At 63.9% G+C, this 21,330-nt stretch carries 20 protein-coding genes; 8 read left to right on the top strand and 12 right to left on the bottom strand.

Annotated elements, in window-relative coordinates:
* The first annotated feature begins 144 nt into the window (after window positions 1-144).
* The 4 genes from cydP (at window position 145) to cydX (ending at window position 3,332) form a co-directional block, all read left to right on the top strand.
* On the top strand, window positions 145-405 hold the full coding sequence (gene cydP, locus J8I87_RS03880; protein WP_209930126.1) for a cytochrome oxidase putative small subunit CydP: 261 nt from the start codon (window positions 145-147) through the stop codon (window positions 403-405).
* On the top strand, window positions 395-1,984 hold the full coding sequence (locus J8I87_RS03875) for a cytochrome ubiquinol oxidase subunit I (protein ID WP_209930125.1): 1,590 nt from the start codon (window positions 395-397) through the stop codon (window positions 1,982-1,984). Before cydP ends, J8I87_RS03875 begins: the two co-directional genes overlap by 11 nt.
* Window positions 1,985-2,048: 64 nt before the next feature.
* Complete coding sequence (gene cydB / locus J8I87_RS03870; RefSeq protein WP_209930124.1) at window positions 2,049-3,185, top strand: cytochrome d ubiquinol oxidase subunit II; 1,137 nt, start codon at window positions 2,049-2,051, stop codon at window positions 3,183-3,185.
* A gap of 27 nt (window positions 3,186-3,212) precedes the next feature.
* On the top strand, window positions 3,213-3,332 hold the full coding sequence (gene cydX / locus J8I87_RS03865; RefSeq protein WP_209930123.1) for a cytochrome bd-I oxidase subunit CydX: 120 nt from the start codon (window positions 3,213-3,215) through the stop codon (window positions 3,330-3,332).
* Window positions 3,333-3,478: 146 nt separating this feature from the next.
* Here the strand turns inward: cydX and nagE are convergent, their stop codons facing one another.
* The 5 genes from nagE to J8I87_RS03840 all read right to left on the bottom strand — a co-directional run bounded on the left by nagE (window position 3,479) and on the right by J8I87_RS03840 (window position 10,899).
* The gene (nagE, locus tag J8I87_RS03860; protein WP_209930122.1) at window positions 3,479-5,251 is read right to left on the bottom strand and encodes an N-acetylglucosamine-specific PTS transporter subunit IIBC; all 1,773 of its coding nucleotides are present in this window, start codon (window positions 5,249-5,251) and stop codon (window positions 3,479-3,481) included.
* A gap of 109 nt (window positions 5,252-5,360) precedes the next feature.
* On the bottom strand, window positions 5,361-7,946 hold the full coding sequence (gene ptsP / locus J8I87_RS03855; protein WP_209930203.1) for a phosphoenolpyruvate--protein phosphotransferase: 2,586 nt from the start codon (window positions 7,944-7,946) through the stop codon (window positions 5,361-5,363).
* Window positions 7,947-7,959: 13 nt separating this feature from the next.
* Window positions 7,960-8,967, bottom strand: coding sequence for an SIS domain-containing protein (locus J8I87_RS03850; protein WP_209930202.1), 1,008 nt, complete (start codon window positions 8,965-8,967; stop codon window positions 7,960-7,962).
* Entirely contained in the window at window positions 8,960-10,063 is a 1,104-nt protein-coding gene (gene nagA, locus J8I87_RS03845; protein WP_209930121.1) for an N-acetylglucosamine-6-phosphate deacetylase, read from the bottom strand. The genes J8I87_RS03850 and nagA overlap by 8 nt, the downstream gene beginning before the upstream one ends.
* 101 nt (window positions 10,064-10,164) lie before the next feature.
* Window positions 10,165-10,899, bottom strand: coding sequence for a GntR family transcriptional regulator (locus J8I87_RS03840; protein ID WP_209930120.1), 735 nt, complete (start codon window positions 10,897-10,899; stop codon window positions 10,165-10,167).
* 375 nt (window positions 10,900-11,274) lie between these two features.
* Here J8I87_RS03840 and J8I87_RS03835 point away from each other — a divergent pair, with 375 nt between their 5' ends.
* Entirely contained in the window at window positions 11,275-12,198 is a 924-nt protein-coding gene (locus J8I87_RS03835; protein ID WP_209930119.1) for a bifunctional helix-turn-helix transcriptional regulator/GNAT family N-acetyltransferase, read from the top strand.
* A gap of 69 nt (window positions 12,199-12,267) precedes the next feature.
* On the opposite strand, the gene J8I87_RS03830 is transcribed toward J8I87_RS03835, so the two are convergent.
* Window positions 12,268-13,080, bottom strand: coding sequence for a MetQ/NlpA family ABC transporter substrate-binding protein (locus tag J8I87_RS03830; protein ID WP_209930118.1), 813 nt, complete (start codon window positions 13,078-13,080; stop codon window positions 12,268-12,270).
* 331 nt (window positions 13,081-13,411) lie between these two features.
* Between J8I87_RS03830 and J8I87_RS03825 the strand changes: the two genes are divergently transcribed.
* Window positions 13,412-14,236, top strand: a complete 825-nt coding sequence (locus J8I87_RS03825) for an FkbM family methyltransferase (protein ID WP_209930117.1) — start codon at window positions 13,412-13,414, stop codon at window positions 14,234-14,236.
* A 4-nt stretch (window positions 14,237-14,240) separates the two neighbouring features.
* Here J8I87_RS03825 and J8I87_RS03820 read toward each other — a convergent pair whose 3' ends face one another.
* Entirely contained in the window at window positions 14,241-16,007 is a 1,767-nt protein-coding gene (locus J8I87_RS03820; protein ID WP_209930116.1) for a methyl-accepting chemotaxis protein, read from the bottom strand.
* Between the two features lie 218 nt (window positions 16,008-16,225).
* Between J8I87_RS03820 and J8I87_RS03815 the strand changes: the two genes are divergently transcribed.
* The gene (locus J8I87_RS03815; protein ID WP_209930115.1) at window positions 16,226-16,516 is read left to right on the top strand and encodes a YciI family protein; all 291 of its coding nucleotides are present in this window, start codon (window positions 16,226-16,228) and stop codon (window positions 16,514-16,516) included.
* Window positions 16,517-16,599: 83 nt separating this feature from the next.
* Here J8I87_RS03815 and J8I87_RS03810 read toward each other — a convergent pair whose 3' ends face one another.
* The 5 genes from J8I87_RS03810 to J8I87_RS03790 all read right to left on the bottom strand — a co-directional run bounded on the left by J8I87_RS03810 (window position 16,600) and on the right by J8I87_RS03790 (window position 20,793).
* On the bottom strand, window positions 16,600-17,217 hold the full coding sequence (locus J8I87_RS03810) for an SCO family protein (RefSeq protein WP_209930114.1): 618 nt from the start codon (window positions 17,215-17,217) through the stop codon (window positions 16,600-16,602).
* Window positions 17,218-17,221: 4 nt separating this feature from the next.
* On the bottom strand, window positions 17,222-18,127 hold the full coding sequence (gene cyoE / locus J8I87_RS03805) for a heme o synthase (RefSeq protein ID WP_209930113.1): 906 nt from the start codon (window positions 18,125-18,127) through the stop codon (window positions 17,222-17,224).
* A gap of 5 nt (window positions 18,128-18,132) precedes the next feature.
* The gene (locus J8I87_RS03800; RefSeq protein WP_209930112.1) at window positions 18,133-19,242 is read right to left on the bottom strand and encodes a heme A synthase; all 1,110 of its coding nucleotides are present in this window, start codon (window positions 19,240-19,242) and stop codon (window positions 18,133-18,135) included.
* A 48-nt stretch (window positions 19,243-19,290) separates the two neighbouring features.
* Window positions 19,291-19,962 (bottom strand): cytochrome C oxidase subunit I, encoded by a 672-nt coding sequence (locus J8I87_RS03795; protein ID WP_209930111.1) that lies wholly within the window; start codon window positions 19,960-19,962, stop codon window positions 19,291-19,293.
* A 69-nt stretch (window positions 19,963-20,031) separates the two neighbouring features.
* On the bottom strand, window positions 20,032-20,793 hold the full coding sequence (locus J8I87_RS03790) for an SURF1 family protein (protein WP_209930110.1): 762 nt from the start codon (window positions 20,791-20,793) through the stop codon (window positions 20,032-20,034).
* 87 nt (window positions 20,794-20,880) lie between these two features.
* On the opposite strand from J8I87_RS03790, the gene J8I87_RS03785 reads away from it, so the two are divergent.
* Window positions 20,881-21,090, top strand: coding sequence for a twin transmembrane helix small protein (locus J8I87_RS03785; RefSeq protein ID WP_087734172.1), 210 nt, complete (start codon window positions 20,881-20,883; stop codon window positions 21,088-21,090).
* The last annotated feature ends 240 nt before the right edge of the window (window positions 21,091-21,330 follow it).

Raw genomic sequence — 21,330 nt, 5'->3', positions numbered from 1 at the left:
GTAGTGCCGGAGCGGTTTGGCGACACGGCGACGCAAGCCCCACCGCCAGCGCGTTCCTGCAATTGCGATGCATGCGCCAGTGCTTCTGGTTCCGCGCACTGGGTCCTGCCGGGTCGACCGGCGCGATGTCGTTGCCGATCGAACATGACCACAACGTTCAATCATAGGAATCCTTCACGCCGCGCTCCTCGCAGCCGCATCGTCGCGTGGGCACGCGGTCCGACCTTCGCTCGCGACATCCTCATCGTGCTCGCGATCAAATTCGCGCTTCTCCTCGTGCTGAAGATCGCTTTCTTCAATGATCCGCAGGCGCAGAACATGTCGCTGCCGCCCGCGCAGGTCGCTCACGCACTGCTTTCGGTGCCCGCCGCGTCTTCGTCTGAAGGTGAACATCATGCCCGCTAGCGACGTCGTCGACCTCTCGCGCCTTCAATTCGCCGTCACGGCGCTCTATCACTTTCTGTTCGTGCCGCTGACGCTCGGGCTGTCGTGGCTGCTCGTCATCATGGAGAGCGTCTACGTGATGACGGGCAAGCAGATCTACAAGGACATGACCCAGTTCTGGGGCAAACTGTTCGGCATCAACTTCGCGATGGGCGTCACCACGGGGCTCACGCTCGAGTTCCAGTTCGGCACCAACTGGTCGTACTACTCGCACTATGTCGGCGATATCTTCGGCGTGCCGCTCGCGGTCGAAGGGCTGATGGCGTTCTTCCTCGAATCGACGTTCGTCGGCCTGTTCTTCTTCGGCTGGAACCGGCTGTCGCGCGTCCAGCATCTGATGGTCACGTTTCTTGTCGCGCTCGGCTCGAATCTGTCCGCGCTATGGATTCTCATCGCGAACGGCTGGATGAACAACCCGGTCGGCGCGGAGTTCAACTACGAAACGATGCGCATGGAACTGTCGAGCCTGTTCGCGGTGATCTTCAATCCCGTCGCGCAGGTGAAGTTCGTGCATACGGTGTCGGCGGGTTACGTGACGGCCTCGATGTTCGTGCTCGGCGTGTCGTCCTGGTATCTGCTCAAGCGCCGCGACATCGACTTCGCGTTGCGCTCGTATGCGGTCGCGGCGGGCTTTGGGCTTGCGTCGACCTTGTGCGTGATCGTGCTCGGCGACGAATCCGGCTATACGACAGGCGAAGTTCAGCAGATGAAACTCGCAGCGATCGAATCCGAATGGGAAACGGCGCCGCCGCCCGCGCCGTTCACGATCTTCGGGATTCCGAATCAGGAACAGGAGCGCACCGACTACGCGTTGCGCGTGCCTTGGGCGCTAGGCATCATCGCGACGCGTTCGCTCGACGAGCCTGTCGTCGGACTCAAGGAACTGATGGCGCGCAATGAAACGCACATCCGCAACGGCATGCTTGCTTACGGCGCGCTGCAAAAGATCAAGCAAGGCGACACAAGCGACGAGACGCGGGCCGCGTTCGATGCGCACAAGCGGGATCTCGGCTACGGCCTGATGCTCAGGCAGTTCACGCAGAACGTCACCGACGCCTCCGACGATCAGATCAAGCGGGCCGCGAAGAAGACGGTTCCTCCCGTGCTTCCCGTGTTCTGGTCGTTCCGTCTGATGGTGGGACTGGGCATCCTGTTCCTCGCGACCTTCGTGCTCGCGTTCTTCTTCTGCGCACAGCGCACGCTGCTGGACGGCACACGTCGCTGGTTCCTGCGCTGGGCCGTGTGGGCGATTCCGCTGCCCTGGCTCGCGGCCGAGTTCGGCTGGATCGTCGCGGAAGTCGGCCGCCAGCCGTGGACCATCGCCGGCGTTCTGCCGACGTCGCTGTCGGCATCGAGTCTGACGGCGGGCGACCTGTATCTGAGCCTCGCCGGCTTCATCGTGTTCTACACCGCGCTTTTCATTATCGAAATCATGCTGATGTTCAAGTATGCGCGGCTCGGGCCGTCGTCGCTGCACACGGGCCGGTATCACCACGAGCGCATCGGAGCCGCCGCCGTCGGCGCCAATACCGCGGCATGAGCGGCGGAATGTGCGGAGGCATCGGCGGCCACGATCACATGCTCGAACTACGGGAAACGACGCAATGGATTACGCAACTCTCAAAGTGATCTGGTGGGTGCTCGTCGGCGTACTGCTGATCGGCTTCGCGCTCACCGACGGCTTCGACATGGGCGCCGCCATCCTGCTGCCGTTCATCGCCAGGACGGACGGCGAGCGGCGCATCGTCGTTAATACGGTAGGCGCGACGTGGGAGGGCAATCAGGTCTGGCTCATCACGGCGGGCGGCGCGATGTTCGCCGCGTGGCCGCTCGTCTACGCGGCATCGTTCTCGGGCTTTTACTTCGCGATGCTGCTCGTGCTGTTCGCGCTGTTCTTCCGCCCGGTCGGCTTCGACTATCGCGGCAAGCGCGACGACCCGCGCTGGCGCACGGCATGGGACTGGGCGCTGTTCGTCGGCGGCTTCGTGCCCGCGCTGGTGTTCGGCGTCGCGTTCGGCAACCTGCTGCAAGGCGTGCCGTTCGCATTCGATCAGGAACTGCGCGTCACCTATCACGGCAGCTTCTTCGCGCTGCTCAATCCGTTCGCGCTGCTGTGCGGCGTCGTCAGCGTATCGATGCTTGCGGCGCACGGCGCGGCCTTCGTGAAGATGAAGGCAGACGGCATCGTTGCGCAGCGCGCGTCGGTGGCGCTGCGCATCGCCGCGCTCGCCGCCGTCGCGTTGTTTCTGATCGCGGGCGCGCTGATCGCAACATTGATCGGCGGCTATCAGATCACCGACCCGGCGCCGCTCGATACCGTCGCGAATCCGCTGCTAAAAAACGTGATAGGCGCGCCGGGCTTGTGGCTCACGAACTATTCGATGTATCCGTGGACGATCGCGGCGCCCGTCGCGGGCGTCGCAGGCGGTGTGCTCGCGCTGCTGCTCGCAAAATCGCGCTTCGAGCGCACCGCGTTCCTGTCGACGTCGCTGATGGTGTCCGGCGTGATCCTGACAGCGGGCTTTTCGATGTTTCCGTTCATCATGCCGTCGTCGCTCGACGGACGCAGCAGCCTCACCGTCTGGGACTCGACGTCGAGCCAGATGACGCTGCAAATCATGCTGATCGCTGTGATCGTGTTCATGCCGATCGTGCTCATCTATACGAGCTGGGTGTATCGCGTGATGCGCGGCAAGGTCACGGCCGACACGATCGAACAGAACCATCACTCGATGTACTGACGCACAAGTCACGAGCAGGAGCGGATCATGTGGTATTTCAGCTGGATTCTCGGAATTGGCCTTGCGCTCGCGTTCGGCATCATCAACGTGATGTGGCTCGAAGCGAACAACGCGATCGATGCCGACAGTGAGCCGGATAGACGCTAGAGCGCTGCCCGCAGCGTCCGTAAGTCCGTCCGTAAGTCCATCCGTAAGTCCATCCGTAAGTCCATCCGTAAGTCCATCCGTAAACGCAGATCGGCGCCCCACAGGGGCGCCGATCGTTCCAACCACCGTCCAGCCTAGCGTGAAGCTCAGGCCATCGCCGTCAGACGCGTCGACAGTTGCTTCGCGTAGCGCGGCGCCGCATCGCCGACGACGATGTGGAACGTATCCGCCGACACCCACGCGACGCTCAGCGCATCGAGACGCTGCCGCTCGACGGCCGACGGGTCGCGCACGACGATGCGCAGACGCGTCGCCGCCACCGCTTCGAGCGACACGATATTCGTCGCGCCGCCGAACACGGCGAGCCAACGCAGCGGGTCTGGATCGAGCGGACCGTTGGCCGTCGCAGCGGACGAAGCCGCCGCAGCCGCGGCAGCAGCAACGGGCGCAGCGCCCGACGCGGCCGCCGAAATAGCCGCCGTCGCATTGCCGCTGGCGATCGCCGTACGGATCTCATCGGCGATCATGTCCGCTTCCGGTCCGATGATCACCTGCACCGCGCCCGCGCCGCGCTTCAGCACACCGCGCGCGCCAATCGACTTCAGTTCGTTCTCGGACACCTTCTCCGAATCCACCACCGTCAGACGCAGACGCGTCGTGCATGCATCGACGACCGACAGATTCGCCGCGCCGCCGAGCGCCGCGATATAACGCTGCGCGCGCGTCGACGACGTTGCCGCCGCCGCGCCTTCGGGCGCCACATGACCGCCCGCCGCGTACGAATCGACGGCGGCGTCGGCCGTTTCCGGCTCGCGGCCCGGCGTCGCCATGTTGAACTTGCGGATGAAGAAGCGGAACAGCCCGTAGTAGACGACGGCATACGCGAGACCGATCACGATCGCTTCCCAGCCCTTCGTCGACAACCCGTAGTTCAGCACGTAGTCGATCGCGCCAGCGGAGAACGTGAAGCCGAGCTTGATGCCGAGCGCCGAGCAGATCGCCAGCGACAGTCCCGTCAGGACCGCGTGGATCGCATACAGCACGGGCGCGAGGAACATGAAGCTGAATTCGATCGGCTCCGTGACGCCCGTCAGGAACGACGTCAGCGCCATCGAGAACAGCAGGCCGCCGACCAGCGCACGGCGATCCTTCGGCGCTTCATGGAGCATCGCGAGACACGCTGCAGGAAGACCGAACATCATGACCGGGAAGAAGCCCGTCATGAACGTGCCCGCCGTCGGATCGCCCGCGAAGAAACGATGCAGGTCGCCCGTCACGGCAGCGCCGCCGCCCGGCGGCGTGAAGGAGCCGAACACGAACCATGCGAGCGAGTTCAGGATGTGATGCAGCCCTGTGACCAGCAGCAACCGGTTCAGCAGGCCGAACACGAACGCGCCGATTGCCCCCGCCGTCGTCAGCCAGTGGCCGGCAGCGTCGATGGCCGCCTGAACGGGCGCCCACGCGTACCCGAACACGATGCCCAGCACCAGACACGCGACCCCGGTGACGATGGGGACGAAGCGCTTGCCGCCGAAGAACGCGAGGTAGTCGGGCAGCTTGATGTCCTTGTACCTGTTGTACAGCATCCCCGCGACGATACCGGCGATGATCCCCGACAGCACGCCCATGTTGAGCTTGTCGTTGATGTCCTTCATCACGGCGACTTCGACCAGATAACCGATCGCACCCGCCAGCGCCGCAACGCCGTTATTGTCCTTCGCGAAGCCGACAGCCACGCCGATCGCGAACAGAAGCGGCAGGTTGTCGAAGATCGCGCCGCCCGCGTCGGCGATCATCTTGATGTTGAACACATCGGGCTGACCGAGGCGCAGCAAGAGGCCGGCTACCGGCAACACCGCAATCGGCAGCATCAGTGCGCGGCCAAGGCGCTGAATCTTCAGAAACGGATTCCCATCCATTGATACCTCCACTCCTTTGTCTCGTGTAAGTTGAGTCGTTGCATTACATGCAGGTTGAAATATCGAACTGACGAGTTCTGTCGTCAGACTGGTTGCGACGCAAGCGCACTCAGTCTTGCGGCCAGACCTCGCGGCTCAGGGCTCTTACCGCTTGCGCCGATTCGAGCGCGAGTGCTTCGTCGGCGCGCTGACGGCACAACTGATAATCGAGTTTGCGCACGCGCGCCTTGATACCCGGCACGGACACGGGGTCGACCGACAACTCGGTCACGCCGAGTCCGACGAGCAGCGGCACCGCGAGGGGATCGCCGGCGAGCGCGCCGCACACGCCGACCCACTTGCCGTGCTTTCCGGCGCCCTGCACGGCGGCCGAGACCAGACGCAGCACGGCCGGGTGCAGGCCGTCTGCCTGGGCGGCGAGATCGGCCTGGCAGCGGTCCATTGCGAGCGTGTACTGGGTGAGATCGTTGGTGCCGATCGACAGGAAATCCGCGTGCTTCGAGAGCTGATCGGCAAGCAGCGCCGCCGACGGCACTTCGATCATCACGCCAACTTCAATTTTTTCGGCGCGGCCCGTTTCGGCGGTGAGTTCGTCGATCCGCTTGCGCAGACGCACGAGTTCACCCGCGTCCGTCACCATCGGCAGCAGGATGCGCACCTTGCCGGCCGGCTGCACCGCAAGCAACCCGCGCAACTGGTCTTCGAGCAGATCCGGGCGCACCTGCGCGAGACGGATGCCGCGCAGGCCGAGCGCCGGATTCGGTTCGGGCGGCAGCGTCAGATAATCGACTTCCTTGTCCGCGCCGACATCGAGCGTGCGGATGATGGCCGTGCGGCCTTGCAGCGCCTCGACGATCGACTGATAGCTCGCGCGGTGCTCTTCGACAGTCGGCGCCGCCTGACGATGGATGAACAGCAGCTCCGTGCGCAGCAAGCCGACGGCGTCCGCGCCGTTCTCGACAGCCGTCGTTGCGTCGTCGAGTGTCGCGATGTTCGCGGCCACTTCGATTGCGCGGCCGTCGCTCGTCGCGGCAGCTTGCTGCGACGTGCGGCGGTTCGCTTCGCGCACGCCAGCGAGACGCTGACGCTCGGTGCGCGCGCGTTCGACGTCGAGTGCGTTCGGCGCGTATTCCAGGCGGCCCGCCGACGCGTCGACCACCACCTGCGTGCCGTCGGCGATCGAATGCAGCGCGTCGCCCATCGCGACCAGCGCGGGAATGCCCGCCTGACGCGCGATGATCGCCGCGTGCGAGGTCGCGCCTCCGCGTGCCATCACGAGCGCCGTGACGCGCGTGCGATCCAGCGACGACAGATCCGACGGCGTGAACTCGTCCGCGCTCAGCACGGCCTCGTCGGGCAGCGCGCGCGCCGCCGGGTTCGAGTAGCCGAGCGCGCGCAACACGCGCTTTTCGATGTCGCGCAAATCGGCGGCACGTTCAGCGAGCAGCGCGTCGTCGACTTTCGACAGCACGCCGATCTGCGCGCGGATCGCTTCGCGCCACGCGAAGCCCGCGCTCTTGCCGAGGCTTATCAGATCGCGCGCGGCGTCGATCAGCGTCGGGTCTTCGAGCAGCACGCGATGCACCGCGAAAATGCCCGCTTCACCATGCGCGCCGCGTTGCGACGCGTCACGCACGGTCGTGTTCAGTTCGGCATCGACGGCGGCGAGCGCCTTGTCGAGCTGACGGCTTTCGGCAGCGGGCGTGTTGGCCGTCGACTGCGGCGGATCGATGTCGGCGTCGTCCCAGCGCACGAGCCTGCCGACCGCGATGCCGGGGGCGGCGCAGACGCCCGCGAGCGTGTTCGGGGCGAGCGTCTCACCCGTCTTCGGCAAGACCGTGACGGGCGCGGGCGACATCTGGCGGGCCGGTTTCTCTTCTGCTTCGCCATGCGCTTCACGCGTCAGTTCGCGCACGACGGCTTCGACAGCCGCCGCGGCCTGCGCGCCGATGCCGACGACTTCGACCGTCGCGCCCTGCCCCGCGCCCAAGCCGAGCAAACCAACGACGCTTTCGATCGCCGCCTTCTTGCCCTCGAAACGTACTTCGACGCGCGCATCGAGTCCGCGCGCCGCTTCACGGGCACGCGCCGCGGGACGCGCATGCAGACCGCCCGCATGCGCGAGCACGATGGTCTGGCGCGCCTCCTCGGTGACGCTCGACCCTTCGCGCGACGCCGCCACCGCCGCGCCATCGCGCGCACGCAGCGTCAGAAGCGGCGACTCGCCGGCCTTCAACGTGCCGTTTCCAGCGCGCTCGACGATCTCGAACGCATCGGAATTCGCAATGGCGATCACCGACACGAGACTCGGCGCATTGCGCGCGACCACGTCCTGATCGAACTCGATCAGCACGTCGCCCGTACGCACTTTCGCGCCCTGCTCGACCATCGGCGCGAAGCCCTTGCCGTTCAGCCCGACGGTGTCAATACCGATGTGCAGCAGAACTTCGGCGCCTTGCGCCGTCGTGATCGTGACCGCGTGGCCGGTGCGCGCCAGATGCATCACGACGCCGTCGCACGGTGCCACGAGCTTGCCTTCCAGCGGATCGATGCCGATGCCATCGCCGAACATGCCGCCCGAAAACACGGGATCGGGCACGTTCGCGAGCGGGACGACGGGACCCGTCATCGGCGCGAGCAGAACAATATGGCCTTCGGAATGGCTCTTCAAACGGAAGTCCTCGACACGTCGCATCTGCATATCTCGCTCAGTGAGTTTCGGTGACTTTCATCAGATGGCGCGGCGCGTCAGGATCGCGTCCGCGTGCGGCGGCAAGGCCGGCAGCCATCACGTAGAAAGAAAGGATTGCGGCAATGGGATCGAGCGCCGCGTGAGCCGTCGATACCAGCGGCAAGGTGGCTTCGGACACATCGTCCGGCGCGGCGAGCAGCACGCGCGCGCCGCGCGCCCGCATGTCGTGCGCGAGTTGCAGGAGGCCCGCCTGTTCTGGTCCGCGCGGCGCGAACACGAGCAGCGGATAGTCGCGGTCGATCAGCTCCATGGGACCATGACGCACTTCGGCGCTCGAAAACGCCTCCGCCTGGATGCCCGAGGTTTCCTTCAGCTTCAGCGCTGCTTCCTGCGCGATCGCGAGGCCCATGCCGCGGCCGATCACGATCATGCGCTCGACGCCGCGCAGTTCGTCGACGGCCTTCGACCAGTCGAGCGCACCCGCGCGCGCGAGCGCTTGCGGCAGCGACTTCAGCGCGCCGAGCAGGGCTTCGTCCTTCTGCCAGTGCGCGACGAGTTGCGCGGACACCGACAGCATCGCGATGTAGCTCTTGGTGGCCGCGACGCTCAGTTCTGGACCGGCGACGAGAGGCAGATAGAACTCGCATGCGTTTTCGAGCGGCGAGCCGGGAACGTTGACGGCCGCCACCGTCAGCGCGCCCGCTTCGCGCAGCGCCTGCATCGTGCCGACCAGATCGGGGCTCTTGCCCGATTGCGAGAAAGCGAGCGCAAGCTGACCGTGCACCTTCAGCGGCGCCTGCTGCAGCGTGGCGACCGACATCGGCAGCGACGCGACGGGCAGGCCGATGCGGCTCATCGTCAGCGATGCGAAATAACTCGCCGCGTGATCCGAGCTGCCGCGCGCGACCGTCAGCGCGACATGACGCTGCTCTTGCGCGAGACGCGCGGCGAGCGCTTCCACGCGCGAGGTATCGTTGAGTTGCGCGGCGACCACGTCAGCAGACGCCAGCGCCTCTTTAAGCATATTCGACAATCGATTCTCCTTCGACGTAAGTGGCCGTCAGCGCCATGTCACGATCGAACACGACGACATCGGCCCACGCGCCACGCGCGAGACGGCCGCGGTCTTCGAGGCCGAGGTAGTCGGCGGCATAACGCGACATACGGTTTGACACATCGGCCACCGGCAGGCCGAGCGATACGAGATTGCGCAGCGCCTGATCCATCGTCAGCGTGCTGCCTGCGAGCGTGCCGTCGGCGAGACGCACGCCGCCGAGACACTTCGTCACGTGCTGGCTGCCGAGGCGGTATTCGCCATCGGGCATGCCCGTCGCCGACGTGCTGTCCGTCACCACGTAGAGGCGCGGAATCGCGCGCATCGCGGCGCGGATCGCGCCCGGATGGACGTGCAGCAGGTCGGGAATGATTTCCGCGTACTCGGCGTGCGCGAGCGCCGCGCCGACCATCCCGGGATTGCGGTGATGCAGCGGCGACATCGCGTTGAACAGGTGCGTGAAGCTGCGCGCGCCGTGCTTCATCGCGGCGACGGCGTCGTCGTAGGTGCCGAGCGAGTGGCCGAGCTGCACGCGCACGCCGCGCGCGTTGATCTCCGAGATGATGTCCATGTGGCCGGAGATTTCCGGCGCAATCGTGACGACGCGGATCGGCGCGATCGACAGATACTTCAGCACTTCATCGAGCACCGCCGACACAGCCGCGTCAGGCTGCGCGCCAAGCTTGCCAGGATTGATGTACGGGCCTTCGAGATGCACGCCGAGCACGCGCGCGCCGCCCTGCACGCGGTTGCGCGCAACGTCGCCGAGGCCCGCGACGACGCTCATCAGTTCGTCGCGCGGCGCCGTCATCGTGGTGGCGAGCAGGCTCGTCGTGCCATGGCGCGCGTGCGTGCGGGTGATCGTCTCGATCGCATTGCCCGCTTCCATCACGTCGGCGCCGCCGCCGCCATGCACGTGCAGATCGATGAAGCCAGGCAGGATGTACGGCGCATCGTTTGTCGACGGATCGGCGGCGTTGCCGTCGATGGCCGTGATGCGGCCGTTCTCGAATTCGATCTTGCCGTGGATCCAGCCTTCGGGGGTGAGTATGTTTCCGGTCAGCATGAGTCTCTCTGATAGTGCGTTATGCAGTGCGTGACTGATACGTGCCGTGTGCGTTCCGCCTGTTTCCCGTCGCGCGCCTTTCGCGCGCCCGGCGCGCCCGCTCACAGCCGCAGTTCAGCGACGAAGTCGTAGTAGTCGTCCCGGCAATAGGTATCCGTGAGTTCGATCGCGCGCTGATCGGCGCTGTAGCCGACACGTGTAATCAAAAGCAGCGCGCAGCCCGGTTCGATGTCCATCAGCGTGGAGATTTCGCTCGACGCGTTGACGGCGCGAAAGTGTTGCAGCGCGCGCACGACAGGCGCACCGCGCTGCTCGAGGTAGCTGTATAGGGAGCCGCCGATCGCCTGCGGATCGTGCACGATCGAAACGGGCAACGACGAATGCTCGACGGCCATCACGATGCCGTCGGCGCGCCGCAACCGACGCAGGCTCGCTACGGACGCGCCCGGCGACAGACCGAGGTGCACGATCTCATCGCGCGTGGCCGTGCGGACTTCGCGTTCGAGCCATACCGAATCGGGCCGGAAGCCGCGTTGCTCCATCTTCTTCGTGAAGCCGGTGAGGCGCGACAGCGGATCTTCGACGCGCGGCGTGATGAAGCTGCCAGCGCCTCGCGCGCGCCGGATCAAACCCTGCTCGACGAGCAGCGCAATCGCCTTGCGCGCCGTGATGCGCGACACACCGATGGCGTCGGACAACGTGCGCTCAGATGGCAGCGCTTCACCTGCCGACCACACACCGCAATGGATCGCCGTCGCCAGATTGCGGGCGAGTTGCAGGTACAGCGGGGTGACGTTATGGACGTCGGGTGTCAGGGCGGACCAACGGGTTTCCATATGGCTCGATGAATGATCGTGAGGAGTCTGACCTGCCTGATCTAGACAGCGGAGCCCATTATATAACCACCATAATACCAGTCAACGCAGTGGTATCTAGCTGGTCTACTGCCGGCAACGCCTTGATTCTCAAGGGTTTGCGCGAATTAAGCGGTTTCCCACTGACACCCATTGGCATTAGGGCATACCCGTATTTGAGACCAGTCGAGCGACCGGTCCGACTGATAGGTCGGTCAGGTTTGGTGCGTTAACACGCAAATGTAATACCTCTTTATTTACGATCTGGTGCAAACTTCGAAACTGGTGCGCGATCACTCGATGGAAACAAACACACCTTGGTGACCGAATGACAGTCCAACACGGGGAACGGACACGGTGAACGATCCCGCTATAGTCCGGGCGGAAGCCGTCCGCCATTTCAATCGCTTCTACACGCAGCACATCGGGGCCCTGCATGAGCATTTGCAGAAAAGCCCCTTTTCGCTGACGGAAGTGCGCGTGATGCACGAGTTGTCGCGCAGCCAGCATCAGACGGCGGCGGCGCTCGCGCGCAATCTCGGCATCGACAGCGGCTATTTGAGCCGCCTGCTCGCGAGCTTCGAGCGGCGCAACCTGATTTCGCGGCGTCCATCGGAGATCGACGCGCGCCAGTCGCTCGTCTCGCTCACCGAGGCGGGGCTTGCCGCATATCGGCCGCTCGATGCCGCAGCCGTCGATGAAGTGGCAGCCGGGCTCGCGCGGCTCACGCTTTACTCGCAGGATCAACTGGTCGCCGCGATGAAGCTGATCGAGCGCATGCTCGACGAGCGTCCGCGGCACAGCATCGTGACGCTGCGTGCGCCACGTGCGGGAGATTTCGGCTTGCTGGTCTCGCGTCAGGCGCAGTTGTTCGCGCATGGACACGGCTGGGATCACACGTTCGAAGCTCTGCTCGCGCGGCAGGTGGCGCAGTTCGCGCAGCACCATGACGCGCGGCGCGAGAACTGCTGGGTCGCGGAACAGGACGGCCTGATCGTCGGGTCGGCGCTGATGGCGGCGGCATCGGACGATCAGGCGGATGTGAGCATGCTCTATGTCGAGCCGGACGTGCGGCGGCTCGGCATCGGTACCCAGCTGATCGACGAATGCGTGCGGTTTGCAAAGCGCGCGGGGTATCGCACGGTGTCCGTCGAAAGTGAAAGTTCGCTCGACGATGCCCGGCGGCTTTTCACGCGTGCCGGTTTCGTGCTGGCATCGGCGACGCCGGAGCGGCGCTTCGGGCGCGATCTCGTCGTCGAGCGTTGGGAGCACGCGGTATAACGCGGTATAAAAAAGACGCCCCGGTTTCCCGTGGCGTCTTGCATGTCATGCCGTCAATCGCGAAGCGGCTCAGAACGACGGCACGACGGAACCCTTGAATTCCGTCTTGATGAACTGGCGCACGTCTTCCGACTGGTAGGCGGCGACCAGCTTCTTCACCCACGGCTGGTCCTTGTCCTTCGTGCGCACGGCGATCAGATTCGCATAGGGGCTGTGGACGTCTTCGAGCGCGATGGCGTCCTTCGTCGGTTGAAGGCCCGCTGCCAGCGCGAAGTTCGTGTTGATCGCGGCTGCATCGACGTCGGCAAGCGAGCGCGGCAATTGCGCCGCATCCAGTTCGACCAGTTTCACCTTCTTCGGATTGTCAGCGACGTCGAGCGGCGTCGCGTTGCTGCCGTTCGTGCCCGCGCCCGCCTTCAGCTTGATCACGCCTTGCGTCTGCAACAGCAGCAGCGCGCGGTTTTCATTCGACGGATCGTTCGGCACCGCGACCTTCGCGCCCTGCGGCAGATCCTTCAGCGACTTCAGCTTCTTCGAGTAGACGCCGAGCGGCGAGATGTACGTCAGGCCGACATTGACGATCTTGTAGCCACGCTGCTTGATCTGGCTGTCGAGATACGGCTGATGCTGGAAGCTGTTCGCGTCGAGATCGCCTGCGTCGAGTGCGGCATTCGGCTGCACGTAATCGTTGAACTCGATGACCTTGACGTTCAGGCCCTCGCGCTTCGCGACCTTCTGCACCACTGACCAGATTTGCGCGTCCGGGCCGCTGATCGTGCCGACCTTGATGACCTTGTCGTCGGCGTGCGCGCCGAAGCTGGTGACGAGCGCCGCCGAAGCGAGCGCTGCCGAAAAGACCTTGATGAGTGTTCTGCGCTGCATGTGATTCTCTCTTGACTGCCTTGTTTCAGATTCGTGTTCGACGGCGGACACTTCGATGTTGTCCACGCATCGTCGAACGACGGATCGTCTCACAGGCACGCCGCGATGTGAAATACAGGGATCGCATATGGGTATGCACGCGATGCGCCATGGCCAGACATGGCATTTCACTACTCGGCGAAGCGATTCGGGCGCAATTTTCGGAACCCTCCTACATCTATAAGACCGCCATATTTTTAAGATAGATGGGTCTGCTGGCGCGCGTTGATTACGCAGGTCACACCAACGCATGCCGGATGCCTTCAAACCTTAATCGAATCATTGAGCCTTCATGTCATTTCCTCCTCGTCCTATCGCTTTCATCCTTGCATCAACACATCACGGCAGCATGATCGTCAATCGCAACGATTTCGCCATCAACGAAACAGGCGGGACCTTCGGCGTCGGATTCCAGCTGCTCACGGCATCCCAGTTCGACAGGAACGAAATCGAACTCGCGCTGTTGCTCCTTGAACTGCGCCGCAAGCATTTCGGTGACGGCGTGATGGCGATTGACGGAGGAGCGAATATCGGCGTGCATACCATCGAGTGGTCACGCCGCATGCACGGATGGGGACACGTGCTGTCGTTCGAAGCTCAGGAAACCGTGTTTTATGCGCTAGCCGGCAACATCGCGCTCAACAACTGCCTGAATGCGCGAGCGCGGCTTGCGGCGCTCGGCGAACGCTGCGGGGAAATGATCGTGCCTCGGCCGGACTACACGAAGCCCGCGAGTTTTGGGAGCCTCGAACTGCGTCAGCGCGAAGATACCGAGTTCATCGGACAACACATTTCGTACGATGCGCACGACGGCGTAAAGGTCCCGGTTATCGATCTGCCGTCGCTGAACCTCGATCGGCTTGACTTTATGAAGCTGGACGTCGAAGGAATGGAACTCGATGTCCTGAACGGCGGACGCACCGTGCTCGAGCGACATCGTCCCGTCATGCTGATCGAAATGATCAAGTCTGATCGCGAGTCAATCGATCGATTTCTTGCGACGTTGGGCTATCGCCAGTTCGCCTACGGCATCAACCATGTCGCCATTCACGAGACCGACCCGACGCTTCAACATATCCAGGCGCTCGAGAATGGCGGCCTGCTGATCAACCCATAACCCGTCAGAAGGTGGTCCACTCGTCGTCGGAAGACTGAGCCTTGGCTATGCGTGGCGCCTCGGCAGTCCTCGCGGCGTGAGTCGCCGCGGCGCGCGGACCCGATTCCGGCGCGGCCTTCGTCGCAGCGGCAGCGGCAGCCGCCGCAACGGCCGGCTTCGCCGCAGCATTCATCACCTTCTTTGCGGCCGCGGGAGCGGTCTTTGGTGCGACGGCCGTTTCGCCGCCGTTCACCCGGAACGCCCCGAGCGTCTGGCGCAAGCGCGCCGCCTGATCCTGCAACGACGCTGCGGCAGCCGCAGCCTGCTCGACGAGCGCCGCGTTCTGCTGCGTCACTTCGTCCATCTGCGTGACCGCGCGGCCCACTTGCGAGATGCCGCTGCTTTGCTCTTCCGATGCCGCCGCGATCTCGCCCATGATGTCCGTCACGCGGCGCACGGCCTGCATGATCTCGCCCATCGTCGAACCCGCCTGCTCGACGAGCGCATAGCCGTTGTTGACCCGCTCGACGGAATCGCCGATCAGTTGCTTGATTTCCTTCGCCGCCGTCGCCGAGCGCTGTGCGAGACTGCGCACTTCGCCCGCGACGACCGCGAAACCGCGGCCCTGCTCGCCCGCGCGCGCTGCTTCGACGGCAGCGTTCAGCGCGAGAATATTGGTCTGAAACGCAATGCCTTCGATCACGCCGATGATGTCCGAGATCTGGCGCGAGCTGTCATTGATCTCCGTCATCGTGCCGATCACGCGGTTCACGACCTCGTTGCCCTTCGTCGCGATCTCCGACGCATTGTTCGCAAGTCCGCTTGCCTGGCGCGCGTTGTCGGCGTTCTGCTTGACGGTGGCCGTCAGTTCTTCCATGCTCGCCGCCGTTTCCTGCAGCGACGCGGCCTGCTGCTCGGTGCGCTGCGACAGGTCGCCGTTGCCCGCTGCGATCTGCTGCGTCGCCGATGCAATCGATTCCGCCGACTGGCGAATCTCGCCGATTGTGCGCTGCAGACGGCTTTGCATCTCGTTCATCGCGGCCATCATGCTCGACCCGTCGGTGGCGCGCACGGGCACGATCTGCGTGAGGTCGCCCGTTGCGATGCGCGCCGCGAGCTTCGCCGCATCCTGCGGCTCGCCGCCCAGACTCGCGCGCACGTTGCGGATGATCAGCAGCATCGCGAGTGAAATCCCCGCGCCGATCACGAGAACGACGATGAAGTGCTCGATCAGGTTCACGTAACAGGCGGTGTCGATATCACGCACGAACACGCCGCTCGTGATGTTCCAGTCCCACGGCGCGAAACGCTGCACATAGCTGATCTTCGGCACGGCCTCCTCGCTGTGCGGCAGACGTCCGCGATATTCGGCAAAGCCTTTGCCCGTCGCCTTCGCCGCGTCGACGATCGCCACGTACAGCAGCTTGCCGTCCGGATCCTTGAAGTCGCCGACCGCTTTGCCGTTCATTTGCGGCAAGGTCGGGTGCATCAGCACGACGGGCTTCGAATCCATCACGAACAGATAGCCCGATTCGCCGTAGCGCATCGTCGCGAGCCGCGCGAGTGCGTCGCGCTGCGCATCGGCCTCGCTCATCTTGCCCGCCTGCGCGAGCGCGTAGTAGCCGTTCACGACGCCCTGCGCGGCATCGACGAGATTCACCATGCCTGCCTTGCGCTCGTCGAGCATCGTCGAGCGCGTTTCGACTGCGCTCCACATTCCGACGCCCAGCAAACCCAGCCATACGAGCGCAAGCGACAACCACAGCTTGCCGTTCAGACTCATCCTACTCATTGTGTTGGTCTCTTGTGGTGTGGTCACTTCGCGGCATATCGGCGACGCCGGCTTCAGATGCACAGCGGACGCAAACGATTGCCTTTCTGGTTATCGGCAGATCGCCGCGCCGACTTGAGGCGTGTTGTAAGGGACACACCGTGCCGGGTCAGCCGATAATGACGGGCCGTCAGCGACCCGCGAGCCGCCCCGACCCTCCTCCCGATTGCGAGGCTTTTATGTACGTCGTTTCCCTCACCTACACCGCTTCGCTCGATCGCATCGACGACGCGCTGGAAGCACACCGCGCCTTCCTGACGCGTCAGTTCGACGCGGGGGTATTTGTCATGGCGGGGCCGAAAGTGCCCCGCGACGGCGGCGTGATCGTCGCGTCGCGTATCGAACGATCCAGACTCGACGCGATACTCGCCAGCGATCCATTCGCGCAGCAGAAGTTGGCGCGCTATGACGTGACGGAGTTCAAGGCGACCCGGATGGCACCGGGCATCGATCTGAAAGCGCCGGAGTAAATGCTGGCGCGAAATAAGAAAAGGCTGCACGTCGTCGTGCAGCCTTTCATGTCGATTGCGGGTTGTGCTTATTCCGGCGCGACCTAGCCCAGCAGCAGCTTGAGATCGTGAACCCACGGCGACGCGCCCTGCCCGTCGCGCGCGAACAGGCGCAGCTTGCCGTCCGTATCGAATACGTAGCTCGCAGCCGTGTGGTCCATCGTGTAATCGTCGGGCGTCTTGCCAGGCACTTTCGCGTAGTACACGCGAAAGTCCTTCGTCACCTTCGTCAGCTGTTCCTGATTGGCGGGGCGCAGGCCGACGAACGTCGGATTGAACGCCGGCACGTACTGCGCCATCAGGTCGGGCGTATCGCGCTCCGGATCGACGGTCACGAACAGCACCTGCACACGCTTTGCGTCTTCGGGGCCCAACTGTTGAAGCGCCTGGGACAATTCAGCCATCGTCGTCGGACATACATCCGGACAGTGCGTATAGCCGAAGAACAGCACGACGACCTTGCCCTTGTAATCGGCGAGCGTGCGTACCTTGCCGCTCGCGTCGGGCAGCGAAAAGTCGGCCCCGAATTGCTTGTTGCCGGTGATATCGACATTCGTGAACGCGGGCTGTTCCTTCCCGCATCCCGACACAAGCGCCGCGCCGCCAAGTGCGCACGCTACGAGCGCAACGCGCGCCGCGCGCGCCAACCGAGTAGTGAGCATGGTGTTACGCGCCGATCAAAGGACGCGCATAGTGGTCGATCAACAGCGCCGCAAACAGCAGCGACAGATAAACGATTGAGTAACGGAAGGTCTTACGCGCGAGAGCGTCGGAATATTCCCGATAGATCTTCCACGCGTACGCGAGGAACACGGCGCCCAACAGAACCGCCGACGCCAGATACACGATTCCACTCATGCCCGAAATGAACGGCATCAGCGTCACCGCAAACAGGATGACCGTGTACAGCAGGATGTGCAGACGCGTGTACGCCTCGCCGTGCGTGACGGGCAGCATCGGCAGGCCGGCGTTTTCGTAGTCCTTGCGGCGGTACAGCGCGAGCGCCCAGAAATGCGGAGGCGTCCACACGAAGATGATCAGCACGAGAATCCATGCGTCGCCGGGCACTGCGCCCGTCACGGCGGCCCAGCCGAGCGCCGGCGGCATCGCGCCCGATGCGCCGCCGATTACGATGTTCTGCGGCGTATACGGCTTGAGCAGCAGCGTGTAGACAATCGCATAGCCGACGAACGTGGCAATGGTCAGCCACATCGTCAGCGCGTTGGTGAACGTATAAAGCGTCCACATGCCGAGGCCGCCGAGCACGGCCGAGAACAGCAGGATCTGCCTCGTGGTGATTTCGCCGCGCGCGGACGGACGCCATGCGGTACGGCGCATCTTCGCATCGACTTTCTGCTCGACGAGACAATTGATCGCAAACGCGGCACCGGCCAGCAGCCAGATGCCGGCTGCCCCGCCGATCAACACGGTCCACGGGACCATGCCGGGCGTTGCCAGGAACATGCCGATCACCGCGCAGAAGACGGCAAGCTGCGTCACGCGCGGCTTTGTCAGCGCGATGTATTGAGAAATCCGGCTACCGGGCGAATGGGGGAGAGTTGTGCTGTCCATGGGGATCACGCTGGCGCGGCATCGCGCGCGGGAACTGCGGCGCGGCCGGGACGGCTATAAGCGATTCGAAAGTTTAGCATAACGAGCAGGAGCAGCAGGATCGCGGCTCCGCCGTTATGGGCGACGGCAATGGGCAACGGCCATTGCAAGACGATGTTCGACAGGCCCGTGACGAACTGGATCATGATCACGAGCAGCACGCCGTTCGCGGGCCGCCGCAGCGACTCGAAGCGGCGCATTTTCAGCGCGAACCAGAACAGATACGCGACCACGAAGAACGCAAACGTACGATGCGTCCAGTGGATCGCGACGAGTGCGTCCTGCGTGATCACGTCGCCGTCGCCCGTCATGCCGAGCGCACGCCACAGGTGAAAGCCGTGTTCGAAATCCATCGACGGAATCCACTGGCCGTTGCAGGTCGGGAAATCGGTGCAGGCGAGCACCGCATAGTTCGTGCTGACCCAGCCGCCGAGCGCGATCTGAACGATCAGCAGCGCGAGGCCGGCGAGCGCGGCGGCACGCCAGCGCGACGATTCGGGTTCGTACGCGGGCAGAGGCGTCTGACGCGCGGCGAGCCAGCCGAGCGTGCCGAGCAACGCAAGCCCGAGCAGCAGGTGAATCGTCACGATTACCGGTTGCAGCTTCATCGTCACGGTCCACGCGCCGAACGCGCCCTGCACGCAGATCAAGAGCAGCAGCGAGGTCGGCCACCACGGCGAAACATGCAACGGACGGCGCTTGATGCGCGCAACCCATGCGATCAACGTCTGCGCGATGATCAGCACGCCAATCGCCATCGCGAAGTAACGGTGAATCATTTCGATCCACGCTTTCGTCATGCTGACGGGGCCTGTCGGCATGGCCTGATGCGCGGCATTGATCGCCGCGTGCGCGATGAACGGCGACGACGTGCCGTAGCAGCCTGGCCAGTCGGGGCAGCCGAGACCCGAGTCGGTCAGGCGCGTAAAGCCGCCGAACATGACCAGATCGAGCGTCAGGAACGTCGTGACCCAGACCAGCTTACGGAACTTGTTGTCGTCGGCTTTCACCCACACGTACGACAGCAGCAGCAGCGCAATGCACAGCCCGATCAGTCCCAGTTGCAATACGAACATCTATCTTCCCTTCTCGCCTCTAAGCGCCTTTTCGCCCGCCAGCGCACTTTAGCCGATACTCGAATATTTCAGCAGTTTTGTGACATCACCCTTGATCTTGCTCGGGTCTGGGTCCTTCGGAAAACGCATCATCAGGTTGCCGTTCGGGTCGACCATGTAAATGTGATCGGCGATCTGCGTGCCGTCTGCGGCGGGCAGCCATGCGGCCACGTCCTTCGGATCAGCGATCAGCATTTCGGTGTCCTTGTACGCGCTATCGACGACGTCGGGCACTTTGCCCGCGTCCGTGCGCAGAAACACATTGACGATGCGCTCGCGTTCGCCCGCCTGGGTCGCCCGCACCTGGCGCATGAAATAGAGCTTCGTCACGCACGCCTTGTCGCACGCGCTGCTGTCGACGGAGATCATCAGCCAGCGGCCGCGCAGCGACGCGAGCTTCATCGGCTTGCCGTCTTCGCCCGTCACGACGAACGAGTCGGGAATCGGCCGCTGCGGGTCGATCAGCGTGCCGTAGCTCGTCGTGCCGCCCTTCGGCTTGATCACGTAATACGTAAAGTACGACGCGATCACGGGGGCCGCGCAGACCAGCGCAATCAGCAGCACCATCCAGCGGCCGCGCTGCCACGAGCCCTTGCCGTTCGGCTGACCCGGCACCGCGCCCGGCTCGCGTTGCGCGCGCCTTTGTTCCGTTCGCTGCGAACGGGGATTCTGCATCGACACTACTGATCCTCTTTCAATGATGGCGCCGGATGACGGTCCCGGTTCATGCTGTTCAAATCACAAGAAGCGTTACGCATGCGGCGCCTGTCCGTTGCCCGGACCGCCTTCGCGCCCCTTGCCTTGAGTCAGCTTCGCGTTCTTCGCGCTGCGCCTCGCCGCGTACAGGCCGAACACGATCGCGGCGACGGCCATGCCCCACCACTGGAACATATAGCCGTAGTTGCGCTCGACACCCGTCGTCGGCGCGGGCCAGTCGCGCACGAGCTTGTCGCCGTCGTCGCTGATCTGCTGGATCACGAATGGCTGCAGCGGCAGCCCGGTTTCCGTGGCATACGACGCGACATCGAGATTCTGACGAATCGTCTGATGCGCGGCCGAGCCGCCCTTCCCGAGTTCGTACGCGCGGCTTGCGTCGGCGCGCGCGATGCCTTCGACTTCGATCTCACCCTTCGGTGTGTCGTACGGCTCGATCGCCGTGCGCTCGTTCATGTTGCGCGGCAACCAGCCGCGATTGACGAGCACATAGCCGCCGTCGCGCAGTTTAAAGGGCATCACCACATAAAAGCCCGGCTGATCGTTATAAGGGCGATTATCGAGGTACACCACTTGCTGCGGCATAAACTGTCCGACAGCACGCACGCGATGAAACTCGATGTCCTTCAACGCGATCCGCGCGGCGCCGATGGTCTGCGCGGGCGCGTTCCCGAACTGTGTGATATGTGCATGCAGCGCTTCCTTCTGATGCGCGCGATCGCGCTGCCAAAAGCCGAGCCGCACGGTGACTGCGACGACGATAAGGATCAGCAGCGTCGGAATCAGACGGATCTTCATCGGGCAATTTCGGCGGACGTACGAACCGTTGCGCACGGTGCGATAATGAAGCTGTTGCTTTCGCTTTCCTGAATTTCAGTTGGTTCCATGCACATTCTCGTTCCCATCGCTTTCGCTCTGATCATCGCCAGCATGGTGTCCGCGCTGTATTTCATGATGCACGACCGGGGCAGGACGAAGCGTATGGTCTGGTCGCTGGCGACGCGTGTCGGCCTGTCGATTTCGCTATTCCTGTTCATCCTGTTCGCGCATTGGATGGGCTGGATTCAATCGACCGGCATTCCGTACGGACGCTGACGCGTCCTCGCCGCCGACGGCGCGCGTTCGATCCGAACGCGTTTTGCGGCAGAGCGCTGCGTCGCAGCCGCAGTTCCATCATGCGCCGTCTTCGTTTGACGGCGAAGTATGCCACTTAATTTCGCGCCGATCAGGGAACACACCGTTACGCGATCGGCGAAATTCCGAAAAATTGTTCGCCGTCCAAGCAAAACGCCGCCCTGACGTGGTCGAGGGCGGCGGCGCCTGAGTCTTGTCCGA

The sequence above is a fragment of the Paraburkholderia sp. LEh10 genome, from assembly GCF_017814945.1.
Taxonomy (GTDB): domain Bacteria; phylum Pseudomonadota; class Gammaproteobacteria; order Burkholderiales; family Burkholderiaceae; genus Paraburkholderia.
This window is presented reverse-complemented; position numbering and strand designations above follow the sequence as displayed.

What these genes read in the sequence shown, in the direction of transcription:
- cydP (WP_209930126.1), top strand. Translation starts at nt 145, where the DNA reads ATGACCACAACGTTCAATCATAGGAATCCTTCACGCCGCGCTCCTCGC.
- J8I87_RS03875 (WP_209930125.1), top strand. Translation starts at nt 395, where the DNA reads ATGCCCGCTAGCGACGTCGTCGACCTCTCGCGCCTTCAATTCGCCGTC.
- cydB (WP_209930124.1), top strand. Translation starts at nt 2,049, where the DNA reads ATGGATTACGCAACTCTCAAAGTGATCTGGTGGGTGCTCGTCGGCGTA.
- cydX (WP_209930123.1), top strand. Translation starts at nt 3,213, where the DNA reads ATGTGGTATTTCAGCTGGATTCTCGGAATTGGCCTTGCGCTCGCGTTC.
- nagE (WP_209930122.1), bottom strand. Translation starts at nt 5,251, where the DNA reads ATGGATGGGAATCCGTTTCTGAAGATTCAGCGCCTTGGCCGCGCACTG.
- ptsP (WP_209930203.1), bottom strand. Translation starts at nt 7,946, where the DNA reads ATGCGACGTGTCGAGGACTTCCGTTTGAAGAGCCATTCCGAAGGCCAT.
- J8I87_RS03850 (WP_209930202.1), bottom strand. Translation starts at nt 8,967, where the DNA reads ATGCTTAAAGAGGCGCTGGCGTCTGCTGACGTGGTCGCCGCGCAACTC.
- nagA (WP_209930121.1), bottom strand. Translation starts at nt 10,063, where the DNA reads ATGCTGACCGGAAACATACTCACCCCCGAAGGCTGGATCCACGGCAAG.
- J8I87_RS03840 (WP_209930120.1), bottom strand. Translation starts at nt 10,899, where the DNA reads ATGGAAACCCGTTGGTCCGCCCTGACACCCGACGTCCATAACGTCACC.
- J8I87_RS03830 (WP_209930118.1), bottom strand. Translation starts at nt 13,080, where the DNA reads ATGCAGCGCAGAACACTCATCAAGGTCTTTTCGGCAGCGCTCGCTTCG.
- J8I87_RS03825 (WP_209930117.1), top strand. Translation starts at nt 13,412, where the DNA reads ATGTCATTTCCTCCTCGTCCTATCGCTTTCATCCTTGCATCAACACAT.
- J8I87_RS03820 (WP_209930116.1), bottom strand. Translation starts at nt 16,007, where the DNA reads ATGAGTAGGATGAGTCTGAACGGCAAGCTGTGGTTGTCGCTTGCGCTC.
- J8I87_RS03815 (WP_209930115.1), top strand. Translation starts at nt 16,226, where the DNA reads ATGTACGTCGTTTCCCTCACCTACACCGCTTCGCTCGATCGCATCGAC.
- J8I87_RS03810 (WP_209930114.1), bottom strand. Translation starts at nt 17,217, where the DNA reads ATGCTCACTACTCGGTTGGCGCGCGCGGCGCGCGTTGCGCTCGTAGCG.
- cyoE (WP_209930113.1), bottom strand. Translation starts at nt 18,127, where the DNA reads ATGGACAGCACAACTCTCCCCCATTCGCCCGGTAGCCGGATTTCTCAA.
- J8I87_RS03800 (WP_209930112.1), bottom strand. Translation starts at nt 19,242, where the DNA reads ATGTTCGTATTGCAACTGGGACTGATCGGGCTGTGCATTGCGCTGCTG.
- J8I87_RS03790 (WP_209930110.1), bottom strand. Translation starts at nt 20,793, where the DNA reads ATGAAGATCCGTCTGATTCCGACGCTGCTGATCCTTATCGTCGTCGCA.
- J8I87_RS03785 (WP_087734172.1), top strand. Translation starts at nt 20,881, where the DNA reads ATGCACATTCTCGTTCCCATCGCTTTCGCTCTGATCATCGCCAGCATG.